The sequence below is a fragment of the Nodularia sp. LEGE 04288 genome (genome assembly GCF_963896525.1).
Lineage (GTDB): Bacteria > Cyanobacteriota > Cyanobacteriia > Cyanobacteriales > Nostocaceae > Nodularia.
The window spans coordinates 37,854-51,118 of sequence record NZ_CAWQOY010000088.1 but is presented as its reverse complement, the minus strand read 5'-3'; the positions used below and the strand labels follow the sequence as shown (position 1 = coordinate 51,118).

Below are 13,265 nucleotides of genomic sequence, written 5' to 3'. Positions count from 1 at the left end.
CATCGCGTCCCCTTTAGATCATCCCGGAAGCTGCTTTTTCAATGCTTCCAAAGAAGCCCAACGACTATCCCCCGGATTTTTAGAACCATCAGCATCAACGTTCAAAATACCCGGACAATCGAGGTTACAAAGCTGACGCTGAGGTAATGCTAAACACATCTGCTCGTATAACCATTCACTGGGATAAAAATAACCTTTAGGTGACAGAGTTTCCACTAAATCTTCCAGCACCACTTCCCGTTCTAAAGGCAAGTCCTCTATTTGAGCAGCAGCTTCATCTAACCAAATAACTTCTTTGGTATTCAGCGTCAAACGTTGATTATATTGCTGCAAACAACGGTTACAAGTACAAGTAATAATTGTTTCTGCCTGACTGGACACTTCCAAGTAATTGCCTTGATGCTGCACCCGCAAGCGACCGCGAACAGGTGTCAAGCTTTCCAGACCAGGTAGAAACTCTTGAACTTGAATTTCCTCTGTCCGCTCCGGGGCTTTGGTGAGCTGCGGAATAAAAATTGCGTCCATAGGATTTCGATATAAACACGAAAATTTAAGTTTTACTATCAGCAATTCTGCTAACAATACAACTCTATTTTAACTTCCATTATTCGCCGTCGCTGGACAAACTACCAAATGACGGTGCGGTTCTCTACCACGACTGAAGGTTTGCAAATCTGCAAATTCTTTCAAGAAAGAGTGGATTTGCCGCCTTTCGGCTGAACTGAGAGATTTTATTTCTACTTCTCCACCAGAAGCCCGGACTTCATCAGCTGCGGCTTCTGCCATTGCGTGAATTTCCGCTTGTCTTTTGACGCGGTAGCCGTTCAATTCAATGGTATAAGAAGCTTGTGAATCTTCGGCTAGTCCGAGGTTTAGCACCGAATTAGCTAAATATTGAATCGCATCTATAACCGAACCATCAGCGCCAATTAAAACGCGGATTTCTTCGGTTGTCAGATTCGTTTGATCAATGGTCAACCAGTAGCTATCTAGCTCTGGGGAATCGCCAAATTGAGGCGGGTCAATTTCTAAATTCCCCTTAATCTCTGCCGGTATTCCTGTTAGTTGCAGCAGCGTTGTTAACCACTGCTGCCCTCTTTGCATGGGACTTTCAAGCATCATCAACCCGTAGTCTTTTTCTTAGAACTTTTTGGCTCAAATGGTAAAGTTCTCTGTTCTGCTGCTGTTTCTTTCTCTTGGGTGGCTACGATTTCTTGTAGTCCCTCTGGTAGAGGTTCACGTGAGAGAATATAAGTTTGGGCAGTTTGGAAAATATTACCAATTACCATATACATCAACACCCCAGCTGGTAGGGGGAAGAACAAAAACATTCCAGAAAATATAACTGGTGTGATTTTGTTAACTGTCTCTTGTTGCGGGTTACCACCACTGGAATTCTGCCCGGAAATCATTTGGCTGACATAAAGACTCACCCCGAAAAACAGGATCATTGAGACGATATCCCAATTAATTTGTCCGTCAGGATTTGTAGCGCCAACTCTACCTAAAGCTTGAATAAACAAAAATCCTTTCTCTGCTGCTAGTCCAGGAATTGAGCCTTGAATTGTCACATCTCCTGGTTCTAAGGCTTCTATATTGCCTTCAGCATCTATTTTTACCCTCTCTTCCCCTTTCATGACTTTCCATTCAGGAACCAGATTACTTTCTGGATGTTCTGCTAAAAGCGCCTGAAATGGTTTGCCTTCCACAGTCTGATATTGGATCTTAGTTTTTTCTCCTACGGCTAATTTGTTACCCGCAGGCAGAATAGCTGTGACACGAGTCCTTTCCCCATCAGCAATGTAGATGTTTTGGGGAGCAGTGGCAAAAGCTTGGGGTTGAATTCGTTCAATTTGTTCAGAGGGAAAAATTTGCAGGTTAACGCTATAGTTAGCTCCAGCAAACGGTGAACCCCGCAATGTGGCAAACAGCGCTAATAATACTGGCATTTGCAGCACTAGGGGCAGACATCCTGCCAATGGGTTGCCAAATTCTTTTTGGACATTGACCATTTCCTCTTGCTGCTTTTGCGGATTATCCTTGTGCTTCTCTTTAATTTCTGCCATCCGCTTCTGCATCAGAGGTTGTACAATTCGCATTTTCCGCATATTACGAATTGAACCAGCACTCAGGGGATAGAGCGCGAAGCGGATTATCAATGTCAAGGCAACGATCGCCAATCCGTAACTAGGCACAATTCCATAGAAAAAATCTATGATTGGCAGCATCACGTTGTTTGAAAGAAACCCGATACCAAAATCCATTATTCTGAATTTAACCTGAGCTACTGTAAACTGAACTGAATCTAATTTATCTAAATCATGATTCCTATATGACTATCCTACGCTACGGATAGCCGAATGGGGAAGAAGCAGGGGGGCAGGGGGCAGGGTGCAGGGGAGAAGAGAATAGGACTTTAAGTAGAGTGAATAAGTGCTATTTTTTTTAACTTCTCCCTGGATCTGCTGTTTCCTACTCCCCACTTCCTATTCCCTATCACTTCTTAGCAGCACCGCTATATAGGGGATTTTTAGCTGTAACTCTTTCGTTGATGTACTCATAAGTCTCCCGGAAATTGGGAACAGCCCGCATTTCTAGGCGACTACCATTTCTGAGGGTTAGTACCATATCGCCCCAAAAGCCGATGCCACGGGGAACTTTAACGATCTTGACAACTTCTGAATAGATGATATCAGTGCGATCGCGTCCTCTCCAACCTCCCGTCACAGAAATCCGGCGATCGCTGATCCGGAAGCGGAGCCATAAAGCTCTCACGATGGCTCCAACTGCCAATGGTAACCCGACAACAGTTAGTCCAATCAAGCAATTGAGAATTAAGTCCCCGATGTGGGGGCCACCTTCATAATAAACTTCTTCACGAATGCCCATCAAATACCTCTGCTTTTACCAACAACTGCTCTAATTCTTGCAGAAATTGTTGGCTTACGCACTTAGATTCTGCTGCTGTTGGTTTGACAACGACGACAACCCGCCAGCCTGGGGACAATTTTGGCAATAACTGATGCAAAGCAGCTGTGATCTGGCGTTTAATCCGGTTACGAATTACTGCTCTTTTGCTGACTTTTGTGCTAATGGAAACGCCAAATTGTGTACTGGACAGTGGTTTTTCACTGGTAGCAGTATCCAAGGAAGGTGCTTTTGAACCTTTTGGTCGTAAAGCTCTCAATGTGAAATGAGAACTGTGACGGCGAATGCCTTCCCGGAAAACTGCCTGGAAATCTTTTCGAGATTTTAATCGATTTGCTTTGGGCAAAGCCACATCTACTCTTTTTGCTGGAAATTTCCTAAACGCTTAGACGATGACGACCCCTTTTTCTCCTCGCCCGGATCACGTTTCTTCCTGTTGGTGTCTGCATCCTGGCACGAAAACCAGAGGTTCTTTTTCTCTTACGGCAGGTGCCGCCCATGGTTCTCTTCATACCGTTCTCCTCTTAGGCGATTTTTATAAAAAGTTACAATCCATAACTATATCACTTCAAGAACCAAAAATCATAAATAATTGCTTAATTTGTGGTCAACGGTTGATTGATCTGAGAATGAGCAATTAACAACTGACCACTTACAAATGTTTAAGAGATACTTAAAAGCCAGGTTCCCACATACCGCAGCATTGGGACATCCCCAGGAGAGAGAATTTGGCAGTTAAAATGATACATCCCGCCAAAGGCCGGGGTTCGCATATCAGAGATGACTAACTCAACCTCTTGTCCTGCTGGTACTGGCTCTTCCGGAAAAATTTCCAGTAGGCGAGCTTCTTTGTTCCACTTCACTTCAGTCAGGGGAACTTTTTTGCCTCCAACTTTTACCTCAATCTTGTTGGGGTTGAAAGTGCCTTTGTAATAATCTGGATAGCTAACGGCAAACTGAGCTGCTGCTAAATTCATCTTCTTAGCTGATATTCTGAGTCTGACTCGATCCCAGCTATTAGCATTGCCACCAAAATCGAAGCTGTAGGATAGCCTATTTTCGCTATTGACACCGCCAAATAGTACGAGTCCCTCTGAGCTTTGCGCTTCATTGATCACTGGAAAACCAGCCAGCACAAAGCTAGTTAAGGCTAAAGCCGAAAGCAGTCTCAGAGGCAATTTGCCCTTAAAACCTGGAAATTGTAAATTTTGCATAGTCTTAGGCTTCCTCCACCAGAAAATAGGCTTGTTATGTAAATGACTGAAACTTAGTCTTTGTACTTAAACTTTACTACTGACACCCTGAAAATTGACGTTGAATTGAAACAAAAAGTGCCATCAGCCCTATAACCTTGAGTGACGGTAAAATCAAACCGTAATATATTTAACTTTTGCTTACGTAAACATTTTGACTACCGAGTTGGTAAAATTTACACTAAACAGAAATATACTTGGAATGTGATTTTGTTTCTAAATATGTATAGATGTATCTTAATATAAAACTTTTGTGATAATAATTGATCTGTCTAGTCAGCGATCGCCGATCAACTTGGGATAGATTGATCAAAAGAACCTGGAATTAAAGCACCCATCATCAAAAAATAACTGAAAAATTATCAAAATTCAAAAATATACGCAAGGAATCCTAAAACAAGCTAAAGACAAAGATGCAAATTTGGTAATTAACTTAGGATTTGCAATATGTAAACCTATTTGTAACTATCAGCAAGTATGACATCTGCAAGGGGCAAAGTCAGGCTGAAACTGGAGAACCAAGATTAGTCAAGGCCAAATTCAAGGTACAATCTCCCAGAAAAAGCCATCGCAGACAGTTACCGCCCTAAAAGTTGAGTGAGGGGAAAATTACAGAAGAGGCAGAGGGGAAGAGGGCAGGGAGCAGGGGGGAACAAGCCCGAACCCTCTGCGCCAAGCATTGCGGAGCATGGGTACTCTTAAGCGCCCTTTTAGAGCGCTTGAACTGGGGCGGAGTACAAGCGACCTCTGGGTCTTCTCCCTTCCTCCCTGCTCCCTGCTCCCCTGCTTCTTTTGACAGATTCCCCCAAAAAAAGGTATTTATCTCCAGGAGATTTCATGAAAATAGCGGTTGCTAAAGAAATTGAAGTTTGTGAACGACGGGTAGCATTAAACCCTGACACTGTTGCCAAATTAATCAAACAGGGTTTGGAAGTATCGGTGGAAACAGGTGCGGGAGAACGCTCTTATTTTAGTGATTCTGCCTACGAAGCAGCAGGAGCCACAATTATCAGTGATACTGCTAAATTATGGGGTGAAGCAGATATTCTCTTAAAAGTTAGCCCACCGCAAGAGCGCGAAAATGGTGGTTCAGAAGTGGAATTACTGCGGGAAGGGGCGGTATTAATCAGCTTCCTCAATCCTTTGGCAAATCCCGCAGTGGCGCAAGAATTGGCAAATCGCCAAATTACAGCTTTTAGTATGGAGATGATCCCCCGTACTACGAGGGCGCAAAGTATGGATGCTTTGTCTTCCCAAGCTTCACTAGCAGGTTACAAGGCAGTATTAATCGCCGCAGCTGCATTGCCGAAGTATTTCCCGATGCTGACCACAGCCGCCGGCACGATCGCCCCAGCTAAAGTATTTATTATGGGTGCTGGTGTGGCCGGATTACAAGCGATCGCCACAGCCAGACGCTTGGGTGCAGTAGTCGAAGCCTTTGATATTCGTCCCGCCGTGAAAGAAGAAGTCCAAAGTCTGGGGGCTAAATTCGTCGAAGTCAAACTCGAAGAAGAAACCACCGCAGCTGGTGGCTATGCGAAAGAAATTTCTGAAGCTAGTAAACAACGGACTCAGGAAGTTGTCGCCGAACACGTCAAAAATGCCGATGTGGTGATTACTACCGCCCAAGTACCTGGAAGAAAAGCGCCAAGGCTGGTTACAGAGGAAATGGTGGCACAAATGAAACCGGGTTCGGTGATAGTGGATTTAGCCGCAGATCAGGGTGGTAACTGCGCCTGCACGGAAGCTGGTAAAGATATTGTCTGGAATGGGGTCACAATTATTGGCCCGATCAATTTGCCCTCGTCAATGCCAATTCACGCGAGTCAGTTGTATTCTAAGAACCTGACATCTTTGGTGCAATTATTAGTCAAGGACAAAGCTTTACAGATAGACTTTGCTGACGACATCGTAAATGCAGCTTGTATTACCCACGCTGGGGAAATTCGCAATCAACGGGTGCGGGATGCGCTACAGGCTTTGAGTCCTCAGATTGGTACACATTAATTAACCGCCAATAACCGCCGATAAGAGTTTATCTGTGGGGATTTGTGGTTCTAAACAGGAGTTTTTATTTCATGACAGAGGCATTACTTGCTGCTTTGTTTGTATTTGTTCTGGCATCTTTTATTGGCTTTGAAGTCATCAACAAAATCCCACCGACTTTACACACGCCTTTAATGTCCGGCTCAAATGCCATTTCTGGGATTGCGGTATTGGGGGCAATTGTGGCTGCTGGGGAGAAAAATACCAGTGTGTCTGTGATTCTCGGTTTAATTGCTGTGGTACTGGCGACAATTAACGTTGTCGGTGGTTTTCTCGTCACAGATCGGATGTTGCAAATGTTCAAGAAAAAGGAAGTTAAGGCGTGAGCGATTTTCTACCAACTGGGATTCAGCTGACGTACTTAGTCGCTGCATCGTTATTTATTCTGGGTTTGAAAAAACTCGGTTCTCCAGCTACAGCGCGCAATGGTAACGTCATCGCTGCTGTGGGAATGCTGCTGGCGATTGTCGCCACACTGTTAGATCAGCAGGTGTTGAACTATGAGATGATTTTGTTGGGCTTGGCGATTGGTTCCGGAATTGGTGCGATCGCAGCTTACAAAGTCCAAATGACAGAAATGCCCCAAATGGTGGGTTTACTCAATGGTTTAGGTGGTGCAGCTTCTGCACTGATCGCCGTTGCTGAATTTTGGCGGTTGCTCGCAGCTTCTGAACCCATTCCTTTGGATGTGAACATTTCCATTTTGCTGGACGTGTTAATCGGTGGTGTTACCTTAACCGGTAGTTTTGTCGCCTTTGCCAAATTGCAAGGTTTAATCAGTGGTTCACCGATTAAATTACCTTTCCAGCAACCATTTAACCTCTTACTTCTAGTTGGTTATATAGTCGGCAGTGCCTATTTAATCATCACACCCGATAGCTTACCCATATTCTTCGGAGTAGTGGGAGTTTCTTTAGTCTTGGGTGTCATGTTCGTTCTCCCCATTGGTGGGGGCGATATGCCTGTGGTAATTTCGCTGTTAAACTCCTTATCGGGGATAGCCGCCGCCGCAGCTGGTTTTGTGGTAATGAACAATATGTTGATTATCGCTGGCGCACTGGTGGGGGCTTCTGGCTTAATTCTCACCCAGATTATGTGTAAGGCGATGAATCGTTCTCTGTTCAGCGTGCTATTTGGTGCGTTTGGTGGGGCGGTTGCTGGCGGTGCTGGCGGTGCTACAGGTGCTACAGGCGATCAAACTGTTCGCAGCATCGATGCGGAAGAAGGCGCGATGATGTTGGGTTATGCCCGTAGCGTCGTAATTGTACCTGGTTATGGTATGGCTGTTGCTCAAGCGCAGCACACTGTGCGGGAATTGGCAGATCAATTAGAACGCATGGGTGTTGATGTTAAGTATGCCATTCACCCTGTAGCGGGAAGAATGCCAGGACACATGAATGTGTTATTGGCTGAGGCGAATGTCGCTTATACCCAGTTGTATGACATGGATGATATCAATCCTCAATTAGAAGCTGCGGATGTGGCTTTGGTAATTGGGGCCAATGATGTGGTAAATCCGGCGGCGCGTAGTGATGTGAATAGTCCAATTTATGGGATGCCTATTTTGGAAGTTGATCGCGCAAAACAGACAATTGTAATTAAGCGCGGGATGAGTACTGGTTTTGCCGGTGTAGATAATGAATTATTCTACAAGGAAAAAACAACGATGCTTTTTGGTGGCGCGAAGGATATGGTTTCTAAGTTGGTTTCGGAAGTGAAACAGCTTTAACAAACCGCAGAGACGCGGAGAACACAGAGAAATCCAGATCCCCGACTTCTTGAAGAAGTCGGGGATCTTTTTGTTGGTAACTGTGGGAAAACCTTAGAGATTAAATACCCATATATTTTTTCTATTAACTGACTCTTATCTGTATAAAAAATTTTAAATCTCAAAATTTGAAAATTTTATACAAATAGGTTAAAGTAATTTATCCTAAATAATTGTGTTAAATATGACTTTATCAATGGACAGGAATACACAAAAGGAAGAATTTAGTTATGCGTATATACAAGCAGTTGCTTCGGTTGCGGGATATACGGTTGAACTCAAGCGAAGAGCTATGGATAATGCTGGAGTGGATGTAACTATTGAAGTACCTGGCGAAATCGGTGAAACATTATTTCCTAAATTTGATGCACAAGTAAAATGTACTGCTTCACAAAATATTTTTCATAGTAGCTATATTAAGTTTCCTCTAGAAATTAAAAATTATCAAAAATTAAGGCATGAAAACCCATTAACTCCCCAGTTATTAATTGTTGTTTTAGTCCCTGCTGATGTGAATGGCTGGATGAACATATCAGAAGAAGAAACTTTAATGAAAAAATGTGGATACTGGATTTCTCTTAAAGGAAGACCCATTACTAATAATACTACTACTATCACAATAGATATACCACGCACAAATTTATTTACGCCCTCTGCTCTTTCATTAATTATGAGTAAAATAGACCTGCGAGAAGATTTATGAATTTACCTAAAGAATATTTGGCTACATTAGAGTCCATAGAACCTATCTCTGTCGTTGAATATCTTGCTAATAATGGCTGGATAGAAGAGACAAAAATTGATAGCAGAGCATCTATTTGGACAAAAACAAAAAATCATAAAAAATTTTCTATTTTACTTCCGTTAGATACAAATCTTCCAGATTTTGATGACCGTATATATGAAGTTTTTAAGACTCTTGAATTTTTTGAACAAAGGCCATTGTCAGAAATAATTAATGTAGTCAGAAATGTTAAAGATATAGCCATAGAAAAACAACGAGAAATATTAATTTTGAAATTTAAATTTTTGTATGAAGAAAGTAAGAAACAAATACCAGCAAAAAAAATAGGTACTGTTTTAACATCTCTCCAAGAATTATTCGATGCTGTTGGTCAATCTGAATCAGGTATAATTTCCGAAAATGGAAGAATTAAAAAAGAAATTACTGAAAAAACGGAAATTTCCGTATTTGAAACCTTTCAAGGTTCTTTTGGTATAAAGCTAGCGTTAGCTCCACATCCACAACAATTAAATTTACTTGAACCACCACTAGCAGAAAGAGTTACCGAAACTTTTATTCAACTTATAAAGTTTAGTAATACTGTTGACAAAGGAATGTTGAAAGAATATTTAAATAGGCTTAAAAAAAGATCAGCCTCTAGATATAGGAAGTTTTTGATGTCTTTAATAAACTCAGAAGCTAATTTATATTTTAATTGGGGTTCAGTTAATCCACAAAAAGGTGATAGGGCAGTGTTAGATTTTGAAAATGTAATCGCAACTATAGATTTTATAAATAAAATGGAAGTTGAGGAGCCTTCTGAATACACGATAAATGGGCAATTAATTGCAGCTAATAAGAATACAAATAATCTTGAGATAGAAGCTTTTGAAGACCAGAAAAGATATATTGGTAAGGCTAATAGTAATATAGTAAATAACAAAGATGTAGAATTAACTATAGGAAGATTATACAGCGCCACAATTCAAGAAATATCTTCGATAAATCCTGCAACAGGAGAGGAAAAAACTGAATATACAATAATTGATTTATTATACTGGCATCGATGATTGAAATTCTTCTTCTCTCCGTGTTCTCTGTGCCTCTCTGGTGCGTTAAAAAAGCGTTAGCATAGCTAACCGCAGGTATCGCCTGACTTTCCTTAACGAACTGACTGTTTTATGGGAATTTCTAGCCAGAACTCACAACCGTTACCATATTCGGAAACACACTCGATTTTACCACCGTGTTTTTCTACAACAATTTGATAACTAATAGATAGCCCTAAGCCCGTACCTTTACCAGGTTGCTTGGTAGTAAAGAAAGGTTCAAAAATGTGCGATCGCACATTTTCAGGAACACCACAACCATTATCGAAAATCCTAATTAAAATCCTCTTCTGGGCGATCACTTCTGTACAAATACAAATTTGAGGCGGTGCAGTTACTGTGCCATTTGCTACTGCATCTTCCAAGGAATCTATCGCATTATTTATGATATTCATAAATACCTGATTCATCTGGGCTGCATAACATAGCACTGGCGGTAAATCACCATATTCTTTAACTACTTCCACAGCAAACGAATTACCCGGTGGTTGCAGGCGATGTTTTAAAATTAAGAGCGTGCTATCAATGCCTTCATGAATATCAACAGGCTTCATTTCTGATTCATCGAGGCGAGAAAAACTCCGCAAAGACACAACTAATTGAGAAATCCGATTTGTTCCCATAATCATGGAATTCAGAATTTTCGGCAAGTCATCAACAATGAAATTTAAATCTAAATCTGCGGCTTTTTTTTGAATTTCGCCTGTGGCTTCGGGATACTGTTGCTCGTAAAGATTCAGTAATTGCAATAAATTTTTAGTATGTTCATTAACATAATTTACGTTACCGTAAATGAAGGTAATGGGATTATTAATTTCATGTGCTATCCCAGCCACTAACTGTCCTAAGCCTGCCATTTTCTCACTTTGAATTAACTGGCTTTGAGCTTTTTTCAATTCTTTGAGAGTTTGTGCGATCGCTGCTTTTTGCCGTTGAGTCTGTTCCAGTAATTCTGCTTGCTGAATACCTACCCCTAATTGATTACCAATCTGTACTAGCAAATTTTTCTCTTCCTCTTGCCAGTTACGAGGTTTGATGTTATATGCAGCTAACAATCCCCAAAGTTGATCGCCTTGAAAAATTGGCACTATCATCAATGCTCTGACTAATATGGGCGTAGTTAGGGGAATCTGACTGATAGTATGATTGATCTGCTCAATATCTGGAATCACTAACACTTTACCATTAGCAAAGTCTGACCCTTGGGTTGATTGCAAATAGTCATCTGCAATCATCGGCAAAATCCCTGGCACTGATGTTAAACTAGGCGCTAATGATTCAGCGACAAATTCGCCACTCCAATCTGAATTGAAGCGATAGATGGTGACGCGATCAACTTCTAATAGCCGTTGAACTTCTTGAGTAGCAGCTTTAAAGATGGTGTCAATCTCCAACGACTGACGAATTTTTTCCACCGTTACAGCTAAAGCCTTTTCTCTTTGTGCTGCTTTGCGTTCTTTTTTGGCAGCTTTAGCCAGTTTTTCGGCTTGCTTTTTTACCTGTTGTAAAGACTCGGCTTGCTGTAATGCTACCCCCAGTTGTACACCAACTTGTGCCAGCAAATTGATTTCTTCATCTTGCCAATAACGGGGCTGGGAGTTTTGATAAGCTACTAACAATCCCCAAAGTTCCTCGCCTTGAGAAATGGGGACAAAAACTTCATGGTGCGGGGACTTCTTTCCTTGGTTATTGAAGAAAAGAACACTTTCGGTTAAAGGTTGGATCTGAATTTTTGGGGTCTGACCATCAACAATGGAATCAGCGACAAATTCACCATTCCGGTCAGGGTAAAACCGATAAATCGCGACTCGTTCTACTTCTAATAACCGCAGAACTTCTTGAGTTGTGGTTTGAAAGATGGTGTTAATATCCAGAGATTGGCGGATTTTTTCGATCGTGTTCGCCAGCGCCTTTTGCCTTTCCGCAGTTTTGCTGATTTGTGCAGCTTGGGTTTGCATTTGTTGCAAAAATTCTGCTTGCTGCAAAGCTACACCGAGTTGAGTCCCAACTTGGGTGAGCAAATAGACTTCATCTTCTTGCCAATAACGAGTTCCTGTGTTTTGGTAGACTGCTAACAAGCCCCAGAGTTTTTGACCTTGGTAAATAGCCATGATCACATAAGCTTTTGCCTGATAACTCTCTAAGACTTGAATGTAACAGTCGCTAAAACCTGCATTGTAAATATCATTACAAATACGATAGACTACACCTCTAGTAAAGTTACCACCTGCTGTATCTTGTAAGTAAGTATCTATTTCTGGAATTTTAGTTAAATTTTTGACGCTACATTCACTAATATTTTCATTTAATTTTGGTTGCAGTAATTGCTCATCCATCAGGGAAGACCAGCCTTCTCCCACAGATTCAAAGGCAAATTCACCACTCCAATCTGGATGGAAGCGATAGATGGCTACACGGTCAGCATTTAACAACCGCCGTAATTCGGCTGTACTGGTGTGGAAAATACTTTTCAGGTCAAGAGTTTGACGAATTTTTTCGATGGTGATGGCGATGGTTTTCTGCCATTCTGCGGCTTTTTCTCTGGCTTTTGCTTCTGCTAGTTGTGCTGATTGGATTTTTACTTGTTCTAAGTAATCTGCTTGCTGCAAAGCCACGCCCAGATGTTCTGCAATCAGTTGGACAAACTCGATTTCTGATGTGTTCCATTGCCGAGGTCCACTACACTGATGAATACACAGCAATCCCCATAAATTTGGACCCTTGATCAAAGGAGATGCTATGTTGGCACGTACTTGAAAGGCTTCTAGCATCTGGATATGGCAATCACTCATACCAGTTTCATAGATATCAGCCATGACTTTAATTCGACCTTGCTGATACAGTCGAGCAAACTCCGCCGGAAAGCAGTGGTCATGGACTTTAGTCGTTAATGCCGAAGTCCATCCTTGAGCCACATCCTCATAGATTAATTCCCCTTCCCATCCCAACTCTGGATAAAAACGAATTACCCCCACTCGGTCAGTATTTAAAAGTTGGCGGACTTCAGTGACTGTGGTTTTAAAAATGGTATCTATATCCAGAGACTCACGAATGCGGGAAATGACTCCAGATAGGGCTTTCTGCTTGTCGCTGTGAGATAGAGGCAATGTCATGTCAGACTTCTTCTGTTGTTGTCTAAGATTCGGTCGTATTGGCTGTATCTGAGCTTTTCCATACTCAGTGCTATTTTAACCAGTAAAATTTTTATCTTGTAGCTTTGTAGGAACATGATAATATCACGTCCCTACAAAAACATTTTTCAACTGTGAGTAAATTATCGGCGTTTGGGAGAGCTGCGTCGGATTTCGCGTTTTTCGTCTTCTCGGCGACGGCGATCGCGCCAATCTGCCAACGTCAAATAACCAACGCCGCCAGTGACGGATACTAGCAGCAATAAGGCTAGTAAAGCCAAAATATTCAGGAATGGATTTTCCACG

14 protein-coding genes are annotated in these 13,265 nt (G+C 41.9%); 5 read left to right on the top strand and 9 right to left on the bottom strand.

Annotated elements, in window-relative coordinates:
* Positions 1 to 18: 18 nt before the first annotated feature.
* From AACX33_RS06090 to AACX33_RS06060, 7 genes are all read right to left on the bottom strand, one after another.
* Entirely contained in the window at positions 19 to 525 is a 507-nt protein-coding gene (locus tag AACX33_RS06090; RefSeq protein ID WP_193997063.1) for a YceD family protein, read from the bottom strand.
* Between the two features lie 69 nt (positions 526 to 594).
* Positions 595 to 1,122 carry a Jag family protein gene (locus AACX33_RS06085; RefSeq protein ID WP_193997064.1) on the bottom strand — a complete coding sequence of 176 codons (528 nt, stop codon included), beginning with the start codon at positions 1,120 to 1,122 and terminating at the stop codon, positions 595 to 597.
* Positions 1,122 to 2,264 (bottom strand): membrane protein insertase YidC, encoded by a 1,143-nt coding sequence (yidC, locus tag AACX33_RS06080; protein ID WP_193997065.1) that lies wholly within the window; start codon positions 2,262 to 2,264, stop codon positions 1,122 to 1,124. The genes AACX33_RS06085 and yidC overlap by 1 nt, the downstream gene beginning before the upstream one ends.
* A 232-nt stretch (positions 2,265 to 2,496) precedes the next feature.
* The gene (locus AACX33_RS06075; RefSeq protein WP_193997066.1) at positions 2,497 to 2,889 is read right to left on the bottom strand and encodes a PH domain-containing protein; all 393 of its coding nucleotides are present in this window, start codon (positions 2,887 to 2,889) and stop codon (positions 2,497 to 2,499) included.
* Positions 2,876 to 3,280: a ribonuclease P protein component gene (rnpA, locus tag AACX33_RS06070; RefSeq protein WP_193997067.1), complete on the bottom strand. Its 405-nt coding sequence runs from the start codon at positions 3,278 to 3,280 to the stop codon at positions 2,876 to 2,878. Before rnpA ends, AACX33_RS06075 begins: the two co-directional genes overlap by 14 nt.
* 25 nt (positions 3,281 to 3,305) lie before the next feature.
* A complete protein-coding gene (gene rpmH, locus AACX33_RS06065; RefSeq protein ID WP_193997068.1) occupies positions 3,306 to 3,440 on the bottom strand; it encodes a 50S ribosomal protein L34 in 135 nt (44 codons plus the stop codon).
* A gap of 150 nt (positions 3,441 to 3,590) precedes the next feature.
* A complete protein-coding gene (locus AACX33_RS06060; protein WP_193997069.1) occupies positions 3,591 to 4,142 on the bottom strand; it encodes a DUF2808 domain-containing protein in 552 nt (183 codons plus the stop codon).
* A gap of 876 nt (positions 4,143 to 5,018) precedes the next feature.
* On the opposite strand from AACX33_RS06060, the gene AACX33_RS06055 reads away from it, so the two are divergent.
* The 5 genes from AACX33_RS06055 to AACX33_RS06035 all read left to right on the top strand — a co-directional run bounded on the left by AACX33_RS06055 (position 5,019) and on the right by AACX33_RS06035 (position 9,789).
* Positions 5,019 to 6,188, top strand: coding sequence for a Re/Si-specific NAD(P)(+) transhydrogenase subunit alpha (locus AACX33_RS06055; protein ID WP_193997070.1), 1,170 nt, complete (start codon positions 5,019 to 5,021; stop codon positions 6,186 to 6,188).
* A gap of 71 nt (positions 6,189 to 6,259) precedes the next feature.
* Positions 6,260 to 6,553 carry an NAD(P) transhydrogenase subunit alpha gene (locus tag AACX33_RS06050; protein ID WP_193997071.1) on the top strand — a complete coding sequence of 98 codons (294 nt, stop codon included), beginning with the start codon at positions 6,260 to 6,262 and terminating at the stop codon, positions 6,551 to 6,553.
* On the top strand, positions 6,550 to 7,956 hold the full coding sequence (locus tag AACX33_RS06045; protein WP_193997072.1) for an NAD(P)(+) transhydrogenase (Re/Si-specific) subunit beta: 1,407 nt from the start codon (positions 6,550 to 6,552) through the stop codon (positions 7,954 to 7,956). Before AACX33_RS06050 ends, AACX33_RS06045 begins: the two co-directional genes overlap by 4 nt.
* A gap of 223 nt (positions 7,957 to 8,179) precedes the next feature.
* The gene (locus AACX33_RS06040) at positions 8,180 to 8,698 is read left to right on the top strand and encodes a DUF4365 domain-containing protein (RefSeq protein ID WP_227788878.1); all 519 of its coding nucleotides are present in this window, start codon (positions 8,180 to 8,182) and stop codon (positions 8,696 to 8,698) included.
* The gene (locus AACX33_RS06035) at positions 8,695 to 9,789 is read left to right on the top strand and encodes a hypothetical protein (RefSeq protein ID WP_193997073.1); all 1,095 of its coding nucleotides are present in this window, start codon (positions 8,695 to 8,697) and stop codon (positions 9,787 to 9,789) included. The genes AACX33_RS06040 and AACX33_RS06035 overlap by 4 nt, the downstream gene beginning before the upstream one ends.
* Positions 9,790 to 9,881: 92 nt before the next feature.
* On the opposite strand, the gene AACX33_RS06030 is transcribed toward AACX33_RS06035, so the two are convergent.
* Entirely contained in the window at positions 9,882 to 12,941 is a 3,060-nt protein-coding gene (locus AACX33_RS06030; protein ID WP_193997074.1) for a GAF domain-containing protein, read from the bottom strand.
* A 161-nt stretch (positions 12,942 to 13,102) separates the two neighbouring features.
* Positions 13,103 to 13,264: a hypothetical protein gene (locus AACX33_RS06025; RefSeq protein ID WP_193997075.1), complete on the bottom strand. Its 162-nt coding sequence runs from the start codon at positions 13,262 to 13,264 to the stop codon at positions 13,103 to 13,105.
* Position 13,265 lies beyond the last annotated feature (1 nt).

Bases quoted from the DNA above. Each gene is read 5' to 3' on its own strand.
- AACX33_RS06060 (WP_193997069.1), bottom strand. From the start codon at position 4,142: ATGCAAAATTTACAATTTCCAGGTTTTAAGGGCAAATTGCCTCTGAGA.
- AACX33_RS06085 (WP_193997064.1), bottom strand. From the start codon at position 1,122: ATGATGCTTGAAAGTCCCATGCAAAGAGGGCAGCAGTGGTTAACAACG.
- AACX33_RS06090 (WP_193997063.1), bottom strand. From the start codon at position 525: ATGGACGCAATTTTTATTCCGCAGCTCACCAAAGCCCCGGAGCGGACA.
- AACX33_RS06055 (WP_193997070.1), top strand. From the start codon at position 5,019: ATGAAAATAGCGGTTGCTAAAGAAATTGAAGTTTGTGAACGACGGGTA.
- yidC (WP_193997065.1), bottom strand. From the start codon at position 2,264: ATGGATTTTGGTATCGGGTTTCTTTCAAACAACGTGATGCTGCCAATC.
- AACX33_RS06040 (WP_227788878.1), top strand. From the start codon at position 8,180: ATGACTTTATCAATGGACAGGAATACACAAAAGGAAGAATTTAGTTAT.
- AACX33_RS06050 (WP_193997071.1), top strand. From the start codon at position 6,260: ATGACAGAGGCATTACTTGCTGCTTTGTTTGTATTTGTTCTGGCATCT.
- AACX33_RS06075 (WP_193997066.1), bottom strand. From the start codon at position 2,889: ATGGGCATTCGTGAAGAAGTTTATTATGAAGGTGGCCCCCACATCGGG.
- AACX33_RS06035 (WP_193997073.1), top strand. From the start codon at position 8,695: ATGAATTTACCTAAAGAATATTTGGCTACATTAGAGTCCATAGAACCT.
- rpmH (WP_193997068.1), bottom strand. From the start codon at position 3,440: ATGAAGAGAACCATGGGCGGCACCTGCCGTAAGAGAAAAAGAACCTCT.
- AACX33_RS06030 (WP_193997074.1), bottom strand. From the start codon at position 12,941: ATGACATTGCCTCTATCTCACAGCGACAAGCAGAAAGCCCTATCTGGA.